The 18,160-nt window shown below is 39.3% G+C and carries 23 protein-coding genes; 11 read left to right on the top strand and 12 right to left on the bottom strand.

The annotated features are described in order from the left end of the window. The first annotated feature begins 2 nt into the window (after nt 1-2). The 8 genes from ACYQ1I_RS16390 to ACYQ1I_RS16355 all read left to right on the top strand — a co-directional run bounded on the left by ACYQ1I_RS16390 (nt 3) and on the right by ACYQ1I_RS16355 (nt 3,898). Nucleotides 3-545 carry a GNAT family N-acetyltransferase gene (locus ACYQ1I_RS16390; RefSeq protein ID WP_459767238.1) on the top strand — a complete coding sequence of 181 codons (543 nt, stop codon included), beginning with the start codon at nt 3-5 and terminating at the stop codon, nt 543-545. Nucleotides 546-641: 96 nt separating this feature from the next. Further along, nucleotides 642-1,274, top strand: a complete 633-nt coding sequence (locus ACYQ1I_RS16385) for a glycerol-3-phosphate acyltransferase (protein ID WP_459767236.1) — start codon at nt 642-644, stop codon at nt 1,272-1,274. 16 nt (nt 1,275-1,290) lie between these two features. Beyond that, on the top strand, nt 1,291-1,737 hold the full coding sequence (locus ACYQ1I_RS16380) for a GNAT family N-acetyltransferase (RefSeq protein ID WP_459767235.1): 447 nt from the start codon (nt 1,291-1,293) through the stop codon (nt 1,735-1,737). Nucleotides 1,738-1,757: 20 nt separating this feature from the next. Continuing rightward, entirely contained in the window at nt 1,758-1,976 is a 219-nt protein-coding gene (locus ACYQ1I_RS16375; protein WP_459767233.1) for a hypothetical protein, read from the top strand. Between the two features lie 60 nt (nt 1,977-2,036). Further along, the gene (locus ACYQ1I_RS16370) at nt 2,037-2,186 is read left to right on the top strand and encodes a hypothetical protein (RefSeq protein ID WP_459767231.1); all 150 of its coding nucleotides are present in this window, start codon (nt 2,037-2,039) and stop codon (nt 2,184-2,186) included. Further along, nucleotides 2,176-2,535, top strand: a complete 360-nt coding sequence (locus ACYQ1I_RS16365; protein ID WP_459767229.1) for a VOC family protein — start codon at nt 2,176-2,178, stop codon at nt 2,533-2,535. The genes ACYQ1I_RS16370 and ACYQ1I_RS16365 overlap by 11 nt, the downstream gene beginning before the upstream one ends. Before the next feature lie 23 nt (nt 2,536-2,558). Then, the gene (locus tag ACYQ1I_RS16360) at nt 2,559-3,041 is read left to right on the top strand and encodes a hypothetical protein (RefSeq protein WP_459767227.1); all 483 of its coding nucleotides are present in this window, start codon (nt 2,559-2,561) and stop codon (nt 3,039-3,041) included. Between the two features lie 119 nt (nt 3,042-3,160). Then, nucleotides 3,161-3,898: a 4Fe-4S binding protein gene (locus tag ACYQ1I_RS16355; protein ID WP_459767225.1), complete on the top strand. Its 738-nt coding sequence runs from the start codon at nt 3,161-3,163 to the stop codon at nt 3,896-3,898. An 80-nt stretch (nt 3,899-3,978) separates the two neighbouring features. Here ACYQ1I_RS16355 and uvsE read toward each other — a convergent pair whose 3' ends face one another. The 3 genes from uvsE to ACYQ1I_RS16340 form a co-directional block, all read right to left on the bottom strand. Beyond that, the gene (gene uvsE / locus ACYQ1I_RS16350) at nt 3,979-4,941 is read right to left on the bottom strand and encodes a UV DNA damage repair endonuclease UvsE (RefSeq protein ID WP_459767223.1); all 963 of its coding nucleotides are present in this window, start codon (nt 4,939-4,941) and stop codon (nt 3,979-3,981) included. A gap of 941 nt (nt 4,942-5,882) precedes the next feature. Beyond that, nucleotides 5,883-6,458, bottom strand: a complete 576-nt coding sequence (locus tag ACYQ1I_RS16345; RefSeq protein ID WP_459767221.1) for a TetR/AcrR family transcriptional regulator — start codon at nt 6,456-6,458, stop codon at nt 5,883-5,885. Nucleotides 6,459-6,497: 39 nt separating this feature from the next. After that, nucleotides 6,498-7,214 (bottom strand): putative ABC transporter permease, encoded by a 717-nt coding sequence (locus tag ACYQ1I_RS16340; protein ID WP_459767220.1) that lies wholly within the window; start codon nt 7,212-7,214, stop codon nt 6,498-6,500. Between the two features lie 366 nt (nt 7,215-7,580). Here ACYQ1I_RS16340 and ACYQ1I_RS16335 point away from each other — a divergent pair, with 366 nt between their 5' ends. Then, nucleotides 7,581-7,946: a hypothetical protein gene (locus ACYQ1I_RS16335; RefSeq protein ID WP_459767218.1), complete on the top strand. Its 366-nt coding sequence runs from the start codon at nt 7,581-7,583 to the stop codon at nt 7,944-7,946. A gap of 95 nt (nt 7,947-8,041) precedes the next feature. Here the strand turns inward: ACYQ1I_RS16335 and ACYQ1I_RS16330 are convergent, their stop codons facing one another. Next, nucleotides 8,042-9,043, bottom strand: a complete 1,002-nt coding sequence (locus ACYQ1I_RS16330; protein WP_459767216.1) for a 3-oxoacyl-ACP synthase III family protein — start codon at nt 9,041-9,043, stop codon at nt 8,042-8,044. A 226-nt stretch (nt 9,044-9,269) separates the two neighbouring features. Here ACYQ1I_RS16330 and ACYQ1I_RS16325 point away from each other — a divergent pair, with 226 nt between their 5' ends. Next, the gene (locus tag ACYQ1I_RS16325; protein ID WP_459767214.1) at nt 9,270-10,391 is read left to right on the top strand and encodes a tyrosine-type recombinase/integrase; all 1,122 of its coding nucleotides are present in this window, start codon (nt 9,270-9,272) and stop codon (nt 10,389-10,391) included. Between the two features lie 99 nt (nt 10,392-10,490). Next, on the top strand, nt 10,491-11,120 hold the full coding sequence (lexA, locus tag ACYQ1I_RS16320; protein ID WP_459767212.1) for a transcriptional repressor LexA: 630 nt from the start codon (nt 10,491-10,493) through the stop codon (nt 11,118-11,120). Between the two features lie 98 nt (nt 11,121-11,218). Here lexA and ACYQ1I_RS16315 read toward each other — a convergent pair whose 3' ends face one another. The 8 genes from ACYQ1I_RS16315 to mutL form a co-directional block, all read right to left on the bottom strand. Further along, nucleotides 11,219-12,496 carry a methionine gamma-lyase family protein gene (locus ACYQ1I_RS16315; protein ID WP_459767210.1) on the bottom strand — a complete coding sequence of 426 codons (1,278 nt, stop codon included), beginning with the start codon at nt 12,494-12,496 and terminating at the stop codon, nt 11,219-11,221. Beyond that, nucleotides 12,497-12,694 (bottom strand): hypothetical protein, encoded by a 198-nt coding sequence (locus tag ACYQ1I_RS16310; protein ID WP_459767208.1) that lies wholly within the window; start codon nt 12,692-12,694, stop codon nt 12,497-12,499. A 10-nt stretch (nt 12,695-12,704) separates the two neighbouring features. Beyond that, nucleotides 12,705-13,262 (bottom strand): hypothetical protein, encoded by a 558-nt coding sequence (locus ACYQ1I_RS16305; protein ID WP_459767206.1) that lies wholly within the window; start codon nt 13,260-13,262, stop codon nt 12,705-12,707. Next, a complete protein-coding gene (locus ACYQ1I_RS16300) occupies nt 13,243-13,848 on the bottom strand; it encodes a GTPase domain-containing protein (protein ID WP_459767204.1) in 606 nt (201 codons plus the stop codon). The genes ACYQ1I_RS16305 and ACYQ1I_RS16300 overlap by 20 nt, the downstream gene beginning before the upstream one ends. A gap of 69 nt (nt 13,849-13,917) precedes the next feature. Beyond that, nucleotides 13,918-14,865, bottom strand: a complete 948-nt coding sequence (locus tag ACYQ1I_RS16295; protein ID WP_459767202.1) for an AAA family ATPase — start codon at nt 14,863-14,865, stop codon at nt 13,918-13,920. Between the two features lie 184 nt (nt 14,866-15,049). Further along, nucleotides 15,050-15,289: an RNA chaperone Hfq gene (gene hfq / locus ACYQ1I_RS16290; protein WP_459767201.1), complete on the bottom strand. Its 240-nt coding sequence runs from the start codon at nt 15,287-15,289 to the stop codon at nt 15,050-15,052. Between the two features lie 38 nt (nt 15,290-15,327). Further along, nucleotides 15,328-16,275 (bottom strand): tRNA (adenosine(37)-N6)-dimethylallyltransferase MiaA, encoded by a 948-nt coding sequence (gene miaA / locus ACYQ1I_RS16285; protein WP_459767199.1) that lies wholly within the window; start codon nt 16,273-16,275, stop codon nt 15,328-15,330. A 15-nt stretch (nt 16,276-16,290) separates the two neighbouring features. Continuing rightward, nucleotides 16,291-18,147, bottom strand: a complete 1,857-nt coding sequence (mutL, locus tag ACYQ1I_RS16280; protein ID WP_459767197.1) for a DNA mismatch repair endonuclease MutL — start codon at nt 18,145-18,147, stop codon at nt 16,291-16,293. Nucleotides 18,148-18,160 lie beyond the last annotated feature (13 nt).

Raw genomic sequence — 18,160 nt, 5'->3', positions numbered from 1 at the left:
AAATGTATACAGGAAACAGAGTAAGGCTAAGGGAATATAGAAAGGAGGATGCCCAAAGGGCTAAGTCTTATATTAATGATCCCGAGGTGAAAAGGCTTTTAGATAGCAGCGTGCCTTCTTTGAAAACCCTTCATGATGAGGAAAGATGGATTGCAGATATTTCTGAAAGCAAAGATCAATATCATTTTGCCATTGAAACCCTGGCAGAGGAAAAATATATTGGGGGCTGCGGCATCAATAGCATTGACTGGAAAAACAGTGTGGCCCTGGTGGGAATTTTTATTGGTGATAGAAACTATTGGGGAAAGGGCTATGGCACCGATGCCATGGGCATATTAGTCAGGTTTATTTTTGAACAGATGAACCTGCATAAAATTAAGCTCACTGTATTTTCCTTTAATGAAAGGGCGATTAAAAGCTACGAAAAGCTAGGCTTTCAAAGGGAAGGTGTGTTAAGGCAGGAGCTTTTTCGAGATGGTCAATACCATGATATTCATATTATGGGTCTTTTAAGGGAGGAATATTACCAGGGAAAGGGTATTTAAAAGGTGCGCCATGATCTTATAATGATTTGCCTAGATAGAGCCTATGTCCTTTGATATAATAAAACTATTATAATTTTTGAAAAGGAGTCGCTGTCTATGGAGCTGAATTATTTATTCATTACAATGGTCATTGGCTACGGCTTTGGCTGTCTACAATTTTCATACCTTCTTGGGAAGGCCTTAAAGGGAATTGACATTCGGCTTTTGGGCAATGGTAATGCCGGGGCATCCAATACCGTAATTGTTTTAGGCTGGAGGTTTGGTGTAATTGTAGGGTTATTGGATATTCTAAAGGCTGTGGCTTCATTAATGGTCATCAAAGGAATGTTTTATCCTATCACATCTCTACGAGGCCTTTCCTTTCTGTTATTTCTCAATGGGCTATTTGTCATAATAGGTCACAATTATCCCTTTTATATGGGCTTTAAGGGAGGTAAGGGTACAGCATCCCTAATTGGCATGCTGTTGATTCTTGATTATCGAATGGCTTTATTGGGGCTCTTAACCATTCTGGTGGTGACAGCATTAACAGATTATATTGCCCTGGGTACCATCTGCCTGGTACTGATGGTGGTGGCCCTAAGCATCTATTTTCGTTATAGTACGGGAAGCATTGGGATTGCCTCGGCCATTGCTGCCATGAGTATCTATAAGCACCTACCCAACATAGAAAGAATAAAAAAGGGCCGTGAAACAGGGTTAAGGGGTTCCTTGAAGAAAAAACTATAAAAAGGAGAAATATACTGTGCTATGGCATATAAAGACCTTTAAAGAATTAACCTTGGAAGAACTATATAAAATTATTCAGCAGCGCATTAATGTTTTTGTTGTGGAACAAAATTGCCCCTATCCTGAGTGTGATGGTAAAGACTTAACGGCCTATCATCTCTATGCTACAGAGCAGGGGGAAATAGCAGCCTATGTCAGAATTTTACCTCCAGGGGTATCCTATCAGGAGGCCTCCATCGGAAGGGTAATTGTTCATCGGGATTATAGAAGGGGCGGCCTGGGGCTGAAACTGATGAAAAGGGCAATGGACTTTGTAACCCTTGAAATGAAGGAATCAGCCATTAGAATCTCTGCCCAGGCTCATCTTCAGGGCTTTTATGGTCAGCTTGGCTTTAAGCCAGCTTCAGAAATATATCAAGAGGATGGTATTCCCCATATTGAAATGGTTTTTATTAACGGCTAAGGAGAGGGGGGGTTATACATATGAGTGATAGGTTATATGGAATTCAATATACGCTTTTATTGATTATACTGGGTATACTGGCCTTTTCTACTGGCGAAATTGTTACCTTTACTATGCTGGGCTTTGTTATTCTAATATTAACTAATATCTTTAATGTATTAAAGGACATCAGCAGACAATTGTCGCTTTTGGACATCAAAAAGGAGCCAATGGAATGTACCCGAAAGGAAGAGGAATAAAGGGAATGTTGTGCTGATAAGTCTAATATTTTTTGATTCCTTAGTCATAATACCTATGTTATGGCCGATGGTCTGAAGGATGATCTTCAGAAGGTTGATTTAGGTATAGTATTGGGAAATTTACTCAATGATCAGGGAATTTGTTGGGTTTTATGTATATTGGGTAAGATATTAAGACAAAAGCAAATGGAGGAAGACGATGGATATTAAGCTAAAGCGTATTGATACAGTTTTTTTGAGGGTGCAAAATTTAGAAAAATCCGTTAAATGGTATACAGATGTTTTAGGTTTGAAGCTTCGATGGGAGGATTTAACGAATCGATATGCCGCCTTTGATGTAGGTGAAACAGCCCTGACCCTTTATGAGACACCAGGAACGGCCATTATACCTAATAATGATCATTTATTTAATTTCTTTGTTGAGGATATTGAACATACCCATGCCCTACTAATGGAATCAGGGGTCGATATAGGGCCTTTGGAGGATGGCGGTGGAGGCTTGAAATGGTGTTTTTTTAAGGATATTGATGGTAATCGGCTAGATTTATGCTCTTTCTAATAAGGAAGAAAGGATGATAAAATATGCCATGGTGCCCAGCTTGCAAGGCTGAATATCGGGAAGGCTTTCGTTACTGTCATGAATGTAAAAAGGAGCTTGTTGACGAAATGCTTGAAGGCCCTGCCTTTGAATTTGAAGATATGGTTTATTTAGGGAGCTTCGGTGATGAGGCAGAAACTAAACTGCTTGAAGCATTTTTAAATTCCCATGGAATTCCTGTGTTGAAAAAATACCAGGGGATTGGGGGCTATTTGAAAATCACCATGGCAGTTTCAAAATTCGGTGTCGATTTTTATGTTCCTTCTGGTGCCCTGGAGGAGGCCCAGAGGCTGGTTAATGAAATGGCCTTAGAACCGCCTGTAAAGGTAGGGGAGGTGGCTACAGAGGAGCTAGCCTCATCTCTTCGGTGGAGGAAACGAATGATCGTAGTTATAATTTCCCTGTTATTTATTATTCCGGGTATTGCAGGAGTTCTATACAGTATTGTATCGATTTTACTAAAATAGCTATCTACTGTAATTGGTTGGCACCACTTTTAATTAAAAAACATGACTAAAGTCTTGGTAGGATATTTGACTCCTTTATTGAATTCTATTAATAATAGAAGCGTAAGGGGGGAGCAGATGTGAAATTGATGCTAGAGAAGCTTATTAGAGATTTTGTTATTACCTATTCGGCATTAAATTCCACTGAGACTATGTGGCTTGAGCCCCTCGTTGCCTATGGAGACGCTTTTGATCCTTTGTTTCATCCAAAGCCATCTAATTTTTTACCCGAGGCCAGAACCGTCATATGCTATTTTATCCCCCTTGATAACGATATCATAGCCTCTAATCTTTTAAGTATAGAGACCTCCAGGGCATGGGGGATAAGCTATATCGAAACAAATCAGCTGATAGAGGCTTTAAATTCTCATCTAAAGGATCACCTTGAAGCATGGGGCTATCGTACATATATTTTGCCGGGGGCTTCGCCGGTTAATTATGAAAAACCACATAAAGGCTGGTCCCACTCCCATGGAGCCTTTGTGGCAGGCCTTGGAAGGCTGGGTCTACACAATATGCTGATTACAGAAAAAGGCTGTTGCGGCAGGCTCGGAAGTCTAATTACTGCCTTGGCATTAGAGCCTACTCCCCGAATGTTTGAGGAATATTGTCTCTATTATCATAATGGAAGCTGTAAGCAATGTATTTTGCGCTGTGTCAATGAAGCAATATCAGAAGAAGGCCTTCATTTCGGCAGGTGTAAAGAAATGTGTTATCAAAACGGTCATAACTTTGCAGATATAGGCTTGCCCAAGGTATGCGGCAAATGTATGGTGGGGGTTTTATGTTCCCAAAATAACCCCATAAAAAATATTTAAGGATAAAGTAGTGTCTTTGTTTTAGTTAAACAAAGACGAGGTTTACATAATATAATTACGTAAACTTTAACCTTGTCTCGCTAAACTTCAATAGTAGCACCATCAATTATTTTTATATCATTTCTGCTTTTTAGATCTGCCATTAATTGAAAAAGGGCCAGATCTTTCTGTTTTGCTTCTATCATAACGTCGAAATCTCTTTTTAAAGGGCTGGCAATTTGTATAAAATCCATTAAAAAGTTTACATCTATATAATCGGCGTGGGCACGAATTTGTTTTTCACATTTTGGGCTTGAAAGATGAATTTTAGGAGGATGAATCTCATTATTCCAGGTATTAAATATTTCATTGAGAAATTCCTTTAAATTTTCCCCTTGATGGTTGCAAAAATGATGATGAATGTCAAGCACCATAGGGATATTAAGACATTGGCAGATATGAAGTACTTCCTTGGCAGTAAAGGATTTATCGTCATTTTCTAGAATGATTCGTTCTTGAAACCTGGAATCCATTCGACGGAACTGTTCGATAAACCGTTCAATAGATTTCTGCTTACTGCCATAGGTTCCTCCCACGTGAATGACCAGCTTAGCTTCCTGGGAGGATAGGCCCATGGCCTCAAACAGCTTAATGTGGTAGTCAAGATCCATTAAGGCAGTATATAAAACCTCGTCATTGGTAGTATTGATCACTGTGAAATGATCGGGATGGGCACTGACCCTGAGTTGATGTGACTTGATAAAGGCTCCAATTTTTTGATATAGGGGCAGAAAAGGTGTAATGTAATCCCAGTGGAATACGTCCTTATGGGTTGTTAATGGGACAAGCTTAGAGGTTAAGCGGTATAGCTTAATATCATGGGCCTGATTATAAAGCAGTATTCTTCGAGTAATGTCTAGGTTATCCTTTACTATGGAATGAAGCTTATGTCGTCTAATTTCGTCGTCAGGTAATTGACAAAATCCCTTGTAGGTAAGGGTTTTGTTGGGGGAGCCATTATCGAGGCCAAGGGCAATGGAAACATACCCGAAACGTATTTTCATGAATAATCACCTCTAGTTTCAAGTTGTTTGCTTGAATTACTGACACCATATTTAATGTGTCCATAAATATGACAATTATAACAGGGCAGGGGGGAATGAATGAAATTACAGGGGTTTGGGCTGGGCCAAGGAGCGTGTCGTTGCTGGGCGGACACGAGATTCATTGACCTGATGTTATTATATGATAATGATTATCAACAAAACTCAGATTAAAAGATAGTCTTATAAAGGCAATTTAGTAACTGGTCGACACAAGTCGGCACGAATAGTCTTACTATTTAATTATGTCATTAATAGAATTGATTACACCGGATGTATCCGTACACAAGGGTTACTTAAAGAATATTTTGGGCTTCAAAAAGCCGTTAACTTAATGGCTCTTAAAAACATGCCTTATTAAGCAAGCTAAGAATATTGTGGGTTAATAATATTAAGATAGACATAAAATGATCAATTAAATGGCTATAATGATTTAACCAGTTATTTATTTGAACGAATTAAATTAAATCCTTGAGATCAATTTTGATTTTTTAATTCCGTAAATGTGTTTATTAATATGATATAAAAATGTACTGGGAGATACAAATTTTGAGTTAACAGGTTCAACTCAATGAATTATTGTAATTTAAAGGAGCTGCTTTCACTCAATCCAACTATTCTTTAAATGTATATTTAGGGAATAGTTGGATTGAATAATAATGATAATCAATATCACTACAAAGAAAAGTCCTTTTAACTCCTTTTCCTTAGATTTAGATATTGATATGTTTTATAATGATAATTATTAGTGCTATTAAAATTATGGCTTTGTTTTTGAACTATCAAAACTATGTTAGCAATCAAAAATCAATTGTAGTTTATGGAAATATATTAATCCTATCATGTTACCCTATGAATTTTACTATATCTCTTGAATACTGGTTTGTTTTAAGGGCTCTGCTCTACTCAAACAGAGCCCCTAGGGCTGACAAAGAATCAATCATCTCTTCCTTTTCATCGGCCAGTATTACCTGTATTGAAGTACCAAACAGTGTTCCCAGCATCATTCTGGACAATACATTGGAACAAATGTGTTTATATTTATCCTGATTGGCAAATTCTTTTATAATGTGCTTTTCTATCAGGCTAGCGATATTGTTGAATAGATCATGCTGCAGCTCCTTTAAAGCCGGTGACCATAATGACATGCTGGTTAGGTCAAAAAGCAGCTTAAAGATATCTGGTTTATTTCTCAAAATCTCTTGAAAGTATTCAATTAAAAAGGAAATTCTCTCCCTTGGGGATTTGCCCTTCATTAACCTCAGCTCTACCTCATTTAGATACTGATCTCCTACAGTCTTTACTATTTCCTTTAATAATCCTTCCTTGTTTTTATAGTAATAGTTCAGTTGGCTCAATACAACCCCTGCTTCATCTGCAATATCCCGCATGGATACATTGGCATAGCCCTTTACGGCCATACATTTGAAGGCAGCATGAAGTATCCTTTGAGGTTGATTCATATTTTCCGATTCCATTGATAGATCCCTCCCAACAAGATTACCTTTGATTACTTTTTAATTGAACCTGCCTCTGAGCTTTCCCTTGATTTTATCCATTCTGTGGCTTAATATACTTTTAATTTCTCGATTTCTAATGTTAGCATTTAAAATTAACAACCTGGGAAAGGCATTAAAAAATCTTTTGTATTGGATAATCTTTTCAAAGTAATGATGATCAGAGACATTGGCATTTAAAATAACACTTCTAAGATCTAAGGAATCGATAACTGATTTAAAGGTATCGGATAGAAAATATATTACAATAAGGACAATTAAATATCCCTTTACCGAGGGTACGAAGGAAGAAATCATTTTGGAAACACTGGGATGAATCACTTTCAGCAGTAATAATGCAAGGCCCCCCCATAATAGGGAATAAGACAGACAAATATAGCCTCTAAGATTGAATTTTTCATGGCTGTAATCCCACCATTTACAATTAAAGAATTTCTCCAGAAGAAACCCTGTAATGTATTCCAAAAGGGTTACCAATATCACACCGGTCAACAGGCTCAATATTAGTATACCTAAGGAATTTTCAATTATAGCTTCTATCCATCCTGATGAAATCAAGATTAAAACAGCTCCAAATCCGTAGATGGGGCAAAAAAATCCTGTCAAAAATCCCCTGTTAATCAATCTTCCTTCCTTTATGCTGGCGAAAATGGTTTCCATTACCCATCCTAAAAATGAGTAAAAGGTAAAATAGAGTATAACATCATATAAATTCATCTTTACCATCCTCCTGTCACATGGAAAATTAACAATATCGGCCCATTAACCTATAACATAAATATGATTTAAAAAAGTTCGGACGTATGACCTAAATATAGCACATGAATTGATTTTAGTCAATTATGTCCTTCTTTTAGTTGGAAAAGTGATTAATAAACCTTACAGATGGGTGGTTTTCGATGGCAAAAATGAGACTATAGTCCTATATTGTCGAAAATTGGAATTGTATGTTGACACCACTATTACAGTATAGTAACTTTTATTTATCAAGACTTTTATATGATCAGTTAAATTATTACCATTTTATGATAGTAATTTAACTTTATAAAACAAATTAATTAAAATTTTAAGGGGGAACAAAAAATGAAAAAGTATGAATTTCAGTTGGATCATGGAAAAAAGCTAATGTTAATCAAGAGCGGCGGAATGTTTTCGTTGGACGATGCCAAGAATTTTATGGCAGAATATAAAAAACAGGTTGGTCAGATTGATGTAAAAAATTATAGTCTGATTATTGATGCAAAAGATATTAAGGTAAATGGTCCTGAAATTGTTCCTTTATTAGAGGAAATGATTCAGTTATATGCTTCAACTCCCTTTAAAAAGCGTTTTAGCGTAATCTTTGAGTCTAGCATTGCACAATCTCAAGTTAAAAGGGTTGGTAAGGATAACTTTACCTCTGCCTTTACCTTTGTACCCTCTCTAGAAGATGCTTTAAAACAACTATAGGGATCCTTCTCTGTTTAATAACTATCACCTAAAGAGGACTATTCAACAATAGTCCTCTTTAGGTGATATGCTTTTATAGCTGTTTTAGTTATCTGTTAAAATTCATAAAGCACAGCAGAAATATTATATCCTGAACCAACAGAAATGAAAATTACCCTTGACCCAGCGCTTATCTTTTTATTCTCTAAAGCATGCCTTAAGGCAATTATAGGACTTGTACAGCCGGTATAGCCGTATTGATCGCCAACGAAGGTGATTTTGTCCTGGCTTAGGTTCATTTTTTCGCAGGCACCAAGAATAGCAGTCTTGGAAAACTGAGAAAAGATAAAATGATCAATATCCTCTATTTTCAATTGGTTTTTAGATAAAAGCAACTGAATGGTTCTTGTCCATTCATCGGCTAAAAAGCTAAAATCAAAAGGGACATTCCCTGCCATTTTCATTTCAGGCTCTACGTCATCACGATGAATTTTAGAAAGGCCGCACATTGGATTTTGTACAGTATGATGGAATTCGGAATTGGTAATATATTGAGAATCAACAAAGCCCCGGGGCTGGTTTTCCACTTTGTTTTCCAAAATAACAGCGGCACTGGCGTCTCCAAAGGTACCATAAAACATGGGGTCCCTTTCAGAGGCGAGGGGTGTAATTAAAATGGCCCCTACCACAAGGGCATACTTAATTTCTGGATTTGTTTTCATATTTCTAGACACCTGATCAATGGCCGTAATCATACCGGTACAGCAGCCATTCATATCATATGTAATATGGGCATTTTTTGCCTTCAAAAAATGATGAAGCTTTAGTGCATTGGTTGGAATCGTATATTCGGGAGTTTCAGAAACAAATATGATCATATCCAGCATATCTGTGGTAATGCCTGCCTTTTCGATGGCTTTTTTTGAGGCTTCCACAGCCATTTCAATGGCATCTGTATCTGGATCGGCCAGTTGCCTGGTTTCTCTGCCCAGATGATCGAACATTTTGGCAATATCAATGTTTTGCTTTTTAAAATGTTCAATATAGTAGTCATTTTTAACGACCTTGGTGGGATGATAGGTACCGACACCGATAATGTTAACATTTCTATGTTCCATTCCACATACTCCCTTTCCTTGTCTAATTTTAATAGTTTGTGCAGCAGTTAGTCGTATTTTGTAAATTATAATATAAATTTTACATAATTTTAAATATATTGTCAAATTATTACTTAAAAATAGTACATTAGACCTATCCATTGCTTTGGGGTTTATCGATAAAGATGCTTCTATCCCCTTGAATTTCTATGTCATAGAGGATAAAATAGCTTTAGGAGTGATGTAAATGAAGAAAAAAAAGCAGATACAGGTACATAATAAAACAGATCGCCCCGATAATATTGTACAAAAGGAACACCAAATCATTGAGACCGTTTTAGAAATCGAAGCGCAGCTTCCGGATTTTATGGCAGATTTTTTCCTTTACCTTAAAAATGCTGTGGCCCTTTCTACCCGCCTGGCCTATCTGCAGGATATTCTTTTTTTCTGCCGTTATTTGACAAAGGAAACCAAATTAACTGCTGCAGAGAACCCAAAGGATATTACACCGGATGAATTTAACCAAATTACAGCTAAGGATATTAATCGTTTTATTGGTGATTTTTGTACCCGTTATATGATTAAAAATGATACTGCTGTAAAGATAATGGAAAATCATAATCGAGCCTTGGCCAGAAAGCAATCCTCCCTTTCGGTATTATTTAAGTATTTATATCGTGATGAGATGATAAAAAATAATATCACCGACGGCTTTAATCCCATTCGATTGCCCAAGCCTCAGCCTGACGCCATTAAGAGGCTTGAGATTGATGAGGTGGCAAGATTATTGGATTTAGTAGAAAATGGTGAGGTTTTTACTGAAAAGGAACGTGCCTATTGGCAAAAAACCAAATATCGTGATCGAGCCATTTTAATGCTGTTTGTTACCTATGGACTTCGATTAAGTGAGCTGCAGCAGCTGAATATTTCCTCCTTTAATTTTAGCCGTGGTGAATTTCGTATTTACAGAAAGCGGGGAAAAGAGGTTTTAATGCCAACAAACCGGACCTGTGAAAGGGTGATCAAGGATTACCTGGAATTGGAACGGCCTACCCCTGATCAAGAGGATCAAGACAGCAAGGATGCCCTTTTTTTATCTATGCAGCGAAAACGAATGACGACCAGAGCCATTCGAAATCTTGTGAAGAAATATACGGCCTATGTTTTAGAAACGACTCCAGATAACGGTTACAGCCCCCATAAGCTAAGGGCTACAGCAGCCACTTCCCTTATCCAACAGGGCTTTTCAATTTATGATGTTCAGAATTTGTTAGATCATGATAATGTTACGACTACTCAACTCTATGCCGCCCATAAAAAGAATGTTAAGCGGGAAATCGTCAAGAATTTTGAATGGATTGATGAGTAAGCAAGAAAATTCAACTATTTACGAACAAACGTTTGAGAAAAGCCAGTTGATATGGTATAATATAGGAAATAATTCTTGAAATAAGAGAGGAGCACTTCTATGTATGAAGATCTGAGTAATAAGCAAATAGAAATTTTACGGTATATGAAGGGGCAGATTAGTGAAAAGGGATACCCACCTTCTGTTCGGGAAATTTGTGAAGCCGTGGGCCTTCGCTCTACCTCCACTGTTCATGGTCACCTGGCCAAGCTGGAGGATCGAGGCTACATCAGACGAGATGCCACCAAGCCCCGGGCCATTGAAATTCTATCAAATGACAATGAATATCCCCACATTCAAAAAAATAAAGAAATGATTCATGTTCCCATTATTGGCAAGGTCACTGCGGGGCAACCTATTCTGGCAGTAGAAAATATTGAAGACACCTTCCCTATGCCTATTGATTTTGTTGATGGAGGAAATGCCAATCTATTTATGCTCTCTATCGAGGGAGAAAGTATGATTGAAGCAGGGATTATGGATAAGGATTATGTGGTCGTACGTCAGCAATCGATAGCTAACAATGGCGATATTGTGGTGGCCCTGATTGGTGAAGAAGCCACTGTTAAGCGATTTTACAAGGAAAAGGGGCAATTTAGGCTACAGCCTGAAAATAGCCTAATGGATCCTCTGATCGTTAATGAGGTCACAATCCTTGGAAAGGTTGTTGGCGTTTTTAGAAAAATGTAGTTTCTGGAAGAGCCTCTCTATTATAGCTACAATAAAAAGCCTCAGCACAATGGGTGGTACCATTCGTGCTGGGGCTTTAACTATTAGTGATTTTATAGTTATTCTAAGGACAGTATATTTCTCAAAGCCATCAAGGCCCCCAGCTTTGAATGCTCATAGGTGAGCCCTCCTTGAAAATAGGCTACATAGGGAGGCCTAATGGGAGCATCGGCACTTAGTTCAATGGATGAGCCTTGAACGAAGGCTCCAGCAGCCATTATAACCGGCGCGTCGTAGCCCGGCATGGCCCATGGCTCTGGCTTTACGTAGGAATCCACAGGGGCTGCCGACTGAACCCCACGGCAAAAGGCCACCACCTTTTCTTGGCTTCCCAGCTGAACAGACTGAATGATGTCGCTTCGTTGATCCTCAACTCCAGGTCTGACCTGGTAACCCGCTTCGTGAAACAGCTTGCCGCAAAATACGGCACCCTTCATGGCTTCACAAACGATATGGGGTGCTAAAAATAGTCCCTGAAACATCCTTCGTGATTGATCGAAGGTTAAGCCACATTCCTTACCAATTCCGGGGGAGGTTAAACGGTCAGCAACGGCATTGATCAGGCTCTTGCGGCCAACTATATATCCCCCTGTCAAAGCCAGTCCCCCGCCTGGATTTTTTATTAAGGAGCCTGCAACAATATCTGCCCCCACTTCTGTCGGTTCCTTTTCTTCTAAAAATTCTCCATAGCAATTGTCAACCATACAAATAACATTGGGGTTAATTTCCTTAACCAGTTGGACAATTCTATGGATGACAGAAATGGTTAAGGCGTTGCGAAAGCTGTAGCCGGTAGAACGCTGTATATAAACCAATCTGGTTTGGGGGGTAACAACCCTTAATATTTCTTCAAAATTGATTTCGCCATTCTCTAAAAAATCAACCTGTTGATAAGTAATACCCAGCTTTAAAAGACTATTGTGATAATCACCTCTAATTCCAATCAGTTCATCCAGGGTATCGTAGGGCTTGCCCGTTACTGAAACCATATGATCCCCTGGGCTTAATATACCCGACAGTGACAGGGTCAGGGCATGGGTGCCATTGACAATGATGGGGCGAACCAGGGCATCTTCTGCTGAAAAAACCTTGGCATAGACCTCCTCGAGCTTGTCCCTTCCCAGATCATTGTAACCGTAGCCGGTGGTCCATTGAAAATGCTGGTCGCTTAATCGGCACGACTGCATTGCCTTCAAGACCTTATATTGATTATGGGCCTTAATATCCTCGTATCTTTCAAAAATGGGCTTTAATGACTTCTCTATTTTTTCCGCCCTTTCAACAAGAGCTGGGGGTATCTGAAACAGCTCCGTTAATATATTATTGTTAATGGACATTTATTTTTTTCCTCCTTTGTGATGATGGTACTTATTACAAATAGGGCATTGATTGTGCTGAAAATAATCTATTTTCATTTGAAGGGGAACATAGCTCAAGGCCTTGTTGTATCCTTCCCTGTTGCCCACCCTCCGGCCAAAGCCATAGCCTAGTAATAGAAAAATTAAATTGACAATAATCATGACTCCATATAGCATTATACCCCTCCTAGTACTGGCAATACAAGTAATTTATCATAAAGGCTGCCGGCAGGACGATAAAGGTGTTCATCCAGTTGATGATAAAAACAGTAATAAGCAGTATGATAGAAAAAATCATAACTTCTCCCCTGCCAAAGCGAAGGCAGTAATTGTGATAGCCATAGATCTGATCATATTCCATATCAAATAAGTCATCCACCAACTGGATCAAGAAAATGATCAGCAGGCCATGAAGGAATTGGGTAAAGGGAATTAGAAGCAAAGAAATTCCCAATATCAATAGGTTTTCCTGGTAGGCCTTAAGCTTTAGGGGCAGCATTTGTCCCTTCATAGGAAACATTCCTATGATATAGGCCGAGGCAAAGAGGCTAAAGCTGTAGGAGGAGTCCAACAACATGGCCACGCCAAAGAAAAGCAGGCAATAGGGTAGCTTATAGCGTCTAAGCTCCCTTAACACTTTGAGGGTGGCTGGTGGTTGATCCTGGTCTACTTCATCATCCAACAGCTTTATTACCAGGCCTGTCAAAATCACTGCTAAGTATCGCTTAAATATTTCTGCCCACAAATTGCTTCACCTCTCTAAACCCTAAGGAATTAACATTTGACAGGGGAATGATATAGGTATTGGGATACCGATTCTGGATGATTCTCAGGCCTTCCTGAGCCATGGGCAAATCCATTTTATTGGCTAAAATACAATATCCTCCCCGTAGAATACCATAACGATTGATTTGATCGTCTATTTGGGTCAGGCCCAGCTCCTGCCTTTGGGCCACCAGGGGGGCATCCAGCAGATGAAGCACTGCCTTGGCCCCTTGAATACTTTCAAGGGTTAAGGCCATGGACTTTCTAATATATTCGTCTTCATGGATACCGTCAATGACCCCGCCGGTATCTAAAAGCTTCAGCTCCTTCGTGCCTTTATAGACAGGAAGCTGCAGCTCGATTTCACAAATTTCCTTTGTTTTAAAGGGTGACTGACTAATCAAGTATTTTTGAGCCAGTTCCAGCTGATAAGCTTGTCTTTTTATTTCACCATCTGGACTTTTAAAGGTCAGCAGACATTTGGTAATACCTAAATAACCAGCAAAGCTAAGAAAAAATGAAGTTTTTCCAACATTGGGCTTTCCAATTAAAATACAGCTAGTCATTCCATTCACCATCCGATGGGATTAAGGGTATATGCTAAATCATATGCTGTAAAAAATAAAACCATGACATCAAAGAGGCTTCTCTTCCAATGTAAAGTCTTCCCTTAGGAGGATCATTAAGTCATCAAGGGAACAATGGGTTTTATCCTTTAATCTAACTGCGTGTCGCCGTATAGCCCTTTCAATTAGATTTCGAACCAGCCTGGCATTACCGGAATGAATGCCCTCCTGTATTCTTTTTTGTGATAACAATGAATACAGTTTTGCCCTGGCAGATTTAGACAGGGTATATTCCCTAGATTTTATCATGGTTTCAGCAATTTCCACCAGCTCTTCTATGGTATAATCTTGAAAATCCATATGAATGGGAAAGCGTGATTGTAGACCTGGATTAATTTTTAGAAAATGATCCATTTCCTCCTGATAACCGGCTAAAATTAATATAATTTCATCCTTATGGTCCTCCATAGCCTTCACCAGGGCATCGATGGCCTCTTTTCCAAAATCCTTCTCCCCTCCCCGGGCAAGGGAATAGGCTTCATCTATAAACAATATGCCCCCTAGGGCTTCCTTAACCTGTTCCCGTACTTTTTGAGCTGTATGGCCAATATATTCTCCTACTAGATCAGCCCTTTCAACTTCAATTAAATGGCCCTTTTCCAATACACCCTTGGCCTTAAAAATTCTACCCATTATTCGTGCTACGGTGGTTTTGCCGGTACCGGGATTCCCCTTAAAAATCATATGTAAAACTAAAGCATCGGCATTTAACCCCTGGGCCCTTCTCTTTTCTTGAATATCGGTATAGGCTAAAATCTCTTCCACCAGCTCCTTTACCTTTTTCAGGCCTATTAATGAGTATAGGGAATGAAGGGCCTCCTCAAGGGTCTCCTGGGGTGCCTGCTCCTTTGGTCTGGAGTTGATGATTAATTCATCGAAAAATTCATTGGTAGAGAGATTTCCTGTGGCTAGGGAGTGGTATTTGCCGGTAAAACGACTGACATTATTTTTTTTCATGTCCTCAATCACCTCTAAATAGATGCTATTCTATCTTATTCAAAATGAGGCAAAAAAATATTTAAAAGCCAGCCGATTCCTTACAAAAAACAAAGTCTTCCTTTGGAAGATATAAAGGAAGACCTTTGTTGAAACCTATATAGGATAGATTATAAAAAAATTCCCCATTTTAGGGGAATTTTCACTAGCCTTGGTTTTTAACGGTTTGGGTTAGGTTTACCGTTGTTGAAGGAGAGATAGTTGACACCGCATGCTTATAGATCAGCTGCTGCTTGCCGTCGGTATCCAGTACAATAGTATAATTATCAAAACCCTTAACAAAGCCCTTTAACTGGAATCCATTCACTAAATATATCGTGATAGGAATATTTTCCCTTCTAACTTGATTTAAAAATACATCCTGTAAATTAATTGTATTTTTCATGGGGTGGCCTCCTCAAAATTTAATAGATCTTTATAATTCTATTTATTCGATAAGAAGTTGAAATGTCCTTCAACCTCTTGCATAATCTCTGCAAATAATTTATCTTTATTTTGAAATTCAGAAAGGTTATGCCACTTTATTGTTTCGTATCTTTTAAACCAAGTGAGTTGTCGTTTGGCATAACGTCTGGTATCTCTTTTTAAAATCTCTACTGCCTCCTCAAGGCTCATTCTACCCTTTAAATAGGCTATAATCTCTTTATAGCCCAGCCCCTTAAGGGCCGTCAGGTCCTCTTCATAGCCTCTGTTTAACAGATTTTGAACCTCTTGTACTAATCCCTGTCGGAGCATTAGATCAACCCGCAGGTTAATTCTTTCATATAATTCTGGTCGATCTCTGGTTAGACCGATGATCAGACTGTCATAGGCATCCTCAAGGGGGATATCCCTTCGGAAATCTCCCATTTGTTGTCCCTCAAGATTCACCTCCAATGCACGAATAACACGCTTGATATTATTTGGATGAATCCGTTCCGCAGCCTTGGGGTCCATAGCCCTAAGCCTGTTGTGCAGGTGTTCTGCTCCCTGCTCCCTGGCCTCTGCCTCCAGCTGATGACGAAGCTGCCAATTAGATACACTGCTGGTGAAATCCATCTTATACAAAAGAGAATTAACATAAAGGCCCGTTCCCCCTGCCACAATGGGAAGCTTCCCCCGTTCAGCCAGAGTATGAATCAGGGACTTGGCCCTTCTTTGAAATTCAGCTACTGTAAAGGGCTCATCGGGTTCGATACAATCCATTAAATGATGGGGAATTCCCTGCTGTTCCTCAAGGGTGGGCTTGGCTGTCCCAATGTTCATATAACGATAAATTTGCATTGAATCTGCTGAAATAATTTCTCCATCTAATTTTTTAGCCAGGTAAATTGCCGTATCGGTTTTTCCCACGGCTGTAGGCCCAACCACAAACAGCACCTTTTTTTTCAAGGGCTTCACTCCCCTCTATTGAATTCGTTTAAAGTGTTTTTCTATTTCATGCTTTGTGAGCATTAATACAATGGGTCTGCCATGGGGGCAGGTTAAGGGTGGTTCCAATTGGCTTAAATCCTCTAATAGTGCCATTACTTCCTGATGCTTAAGGGAATCCATGGCCTTTATGGATTCCTTACAGGATTTTTGAATTAGTTTTTCATGAAAGGGCTGATGCTTGTTATAGCCGGTTTTCAATTCGTCTATTGTATCCAATAAAAATTGATAATTGCGGGGGATGCCTAAAATCATTGGTACCCCCCTTATAATAATAGTATTTTGCCCAAAATCTTCTATTTCAAATCCTACAGGTTTAAATTTAGGTAAATAGGCTTTGACAACTTCATAATCTTCAGCAGACAAAGATATCACCTGGGGTGCCAAAAGCTGTTGAGTGACCACGCCGGCAGTTTCAAACTCCCGTTTCAGACGATTGTAATTGAGTCGTTCATGGGCAGCGTGCTGGTCAATTAAATACATTCCGTGGTTCTTTTCCAGTACGATATAGGTTTGAAATAGCTGACCAATTACTCTGGTATCATTTAAAAGATCGGCTAAGAAGTTTTGTTGCTTGATGTTTTCCCTTTCCTTCAGGTCTGATTGATGCTTAGTGTCGGAGATAATTTTTTGCTGCTGCTGTACCAATTCCTTAAATAAAGGCTGTGGCGCCGGCCCTGATTGAACCTTTAAGTTCCTTTCCCCTTCATAGCTGGAGGGCTTCTCAAATACCTTAGGAGCAGTAGGAACAACAGGTTTAATAGAAGGCTCATTGAATGGAATCTGTCGCTCCCTTTCAGTCTTTTCTCCTCTAGAATAGAGGGGGTTAAGACCAATGGGAGGAATCATCATTTCTGACGACAGTGCTTGTTCAATTCGTTGTTCTACATAGCGCCTTAGGCTTTCCTCCTGATGGAACTTTACTTCAGTTTTAGTAGGATGTACATTAACATCAAGGGTGGAAGGGTCCAGATGAATATTGAGAATGCAAAGGGGGTATTTATTGATGGGAAGACGCTCCCGATAGGCATTCTCAATGGCCTGATAAATCACCTTGCTTTTCACATAACGCCCATTAATAAAAATTATTTCATAATTTCTGTTGCCACGAAGATAGGTGGGCTGGCTGATGAAGCCCTCTACCCTGTAGTCTCCCTGTTCCGAATCAAGGTAGATTAGACTCTGGTAAAGCTCACGATCAAAAACCGATAAAATCACTTGCGAAAGATCTCCTGTACCCGGGGTAGTAAACATAATATTATTATTGTTAATATATTTGAAGGAAATATCAGGCCGGCTTAGGGCTAATCTTGTGATGATTTCAGTTATTTTGCCAGTTTCTCCAGAGGTGCTTTTCATAAACTTCATTCGAGCCGGGGTGTTAAAGAAAATGTTCTTCACCATCATGGTGGTGCCTGGCGGGCATCCCACCTGTCTCTGACTAACAGGCATTCCGCCGGATAGCTCAAGGCACATTCCATAAACCTGGTTTTTAGGCCGGGTGATGACCTCTATTTGAGAGATGGAAGCAATACTGGCCAGGGCTTCCCCTCTAAAGCCCAGGGAAAGAATTTTTTCTAAATCCTCCACACCGGAAATTTTAGAGGTGGCATGTCTTAAGAAGGCAGATTCCACCTGATTTTCCGGAATACCAACACCGTTATCGGTAACTCGAATGAGCTTTTTTCCTCCTTCTTTAATTTCCAAAATAATAGAACTGGCCTGGGCGTCAATGGCGTTTTCAACCAGCTCCTTTACTATCGAATAGGGACCTTCCACCACTTCCCCTGCAGCAATTTTGTTGATGGTTTGATCATCCAGTAATCGAATCATATAAGGCCTGCCT

The organism is Alkaliphilus crotonatoxidans, assembly GCF_054658015.1.
Note: the sequence above shows the minus strand (reverse complement) of the source record. Positions and strands in the feature narration are given on the sequence as shown.

Coding starts and splice junctions, on each gene's coding strand:
- ACYQ1I_RS16390 (WP_459767238.1), top strand. CDS start 3: ATGTATACAGGAAACAGAGTAAGGCTAAGGGAATATAGAAAGGAGGAT.
- ACYQ1I_RS16385 (WP_459767236.1), top strand. CDS start 642: ATGGAGCTGAATTATTTATTCATTACAATGGTCATTGGCTACGGCTTT.
- ACYQ1I_RS16375 (WP_459767233.1), top strand. CDS start 1,758: ATGAGTGATAGGTTATATGGAATTCAATATACGCTTTTATTGATTATA.
- ACYQ1I_RS16370 (WP_459767231.1), top strand. CDS start 2,037: ATGGCCGATGGTCTGAAGGATGATCTTCAGAAGGTTGATTTAGGTATA.
- ACYQ1I_RS16365 (WP_459767229.1), top strand. CDS start 2,176: ATGGATATTAAGCTAAAGCGTATTGATACAGTTTTTTTGAGGGTGCAA.
- ACYQ1I_RS16360 (WP_459767227.1), top strand. CDS start 2,559: ATGCCATGGTGCCCAGCTTGCAAGGCTGAATATCGGGAAGGCTTTCGT.
- uvsE (WP_459767223.1), bottom strand. CDS start 4,941: ATGAAAATACGTTTCGGGTATGTTTCCATTGCCCTTGGCCTCGATAAT.
- ACYQ1I_RS16345 (WP_459767221.1), bottom strand. CDS start 6,458: ATGGAATCGGAAAATATGAATCAACCTCAAAGGATACTTCATGCTGCC.
- ACYQ1I_RS16340 (WP_459767220.1), bottom strand. CDS start 7,214: ATGAATTTATATGATGTTATACTCTATTTTACCTTTTACTCATTTTTA.
- ACYQ1I_RS16335 (WP_459767218.1), top strand. CDS start 7,581: ATGAAAAAGTATGAATTTCAGTTGGATCATGGAAAAAAGCTAATGTTA.
- ACYQ1I_RS16330 (WP_459767216.1), bottom strand. CDS start 9,043: ATGGAACATAGAAATGTTAACATTATCGGTGTCGGTACCTATCATCCC.
- ACYQ1I_RS16325 (WP_459767214.1), top strand. CDS start 9,270: ATGAAGAAAAAAAAGCAGATACAGGTACATAATAAAACAGATCGCCCC.
- lexA (WP_459767212.1), top strand. CDS start 10,491: ATGTATGAAGATCTGAGTAATAAGCAAATAGAAATTTTACGGTATATG.
- ACYQ1I_RS16315 (WP_459767210.1), bottom strand. CDS start 12,496: ATGTCCATTAACAATAATATATTAACGGAGCTGTTTCAGATACCCCCA.
- ACYQ1I_RS16310 (WP_459767208.1), bottom strand. CDS start 12,694: ATGCTATATGGAGTCATGATTATTGTCAATTTAATTTTTCTATTACTA.
- ACYQ1I_RS16300 (WP_459767204.1), bottom strand. CDS start 13,848: ATGACTAGCTGTATTTTAATTGGAAAGCCCAATGTTGGAAAAACTTCA.
- ACYQ1I_RS16295 (WP_459767202.1), bottom strand. CDS start 14,865: ATGAAAAAAAATAATGTCAGTCGTTTTACCGGCAAATACCACTCCCTA.
- hfq (WP_459767201.1), bottom strand. CDS start 15,289: ATGAAAAATACAATTAATTTACAGGATGTATTTTTAAATCAAGTTAGA.
- mutL (WP_459767197.1), bottom strand. CDS start 18,147: ATGATTCGATTACTGGATGATCAAACCATCAACAAAATTGCTGCAGGG.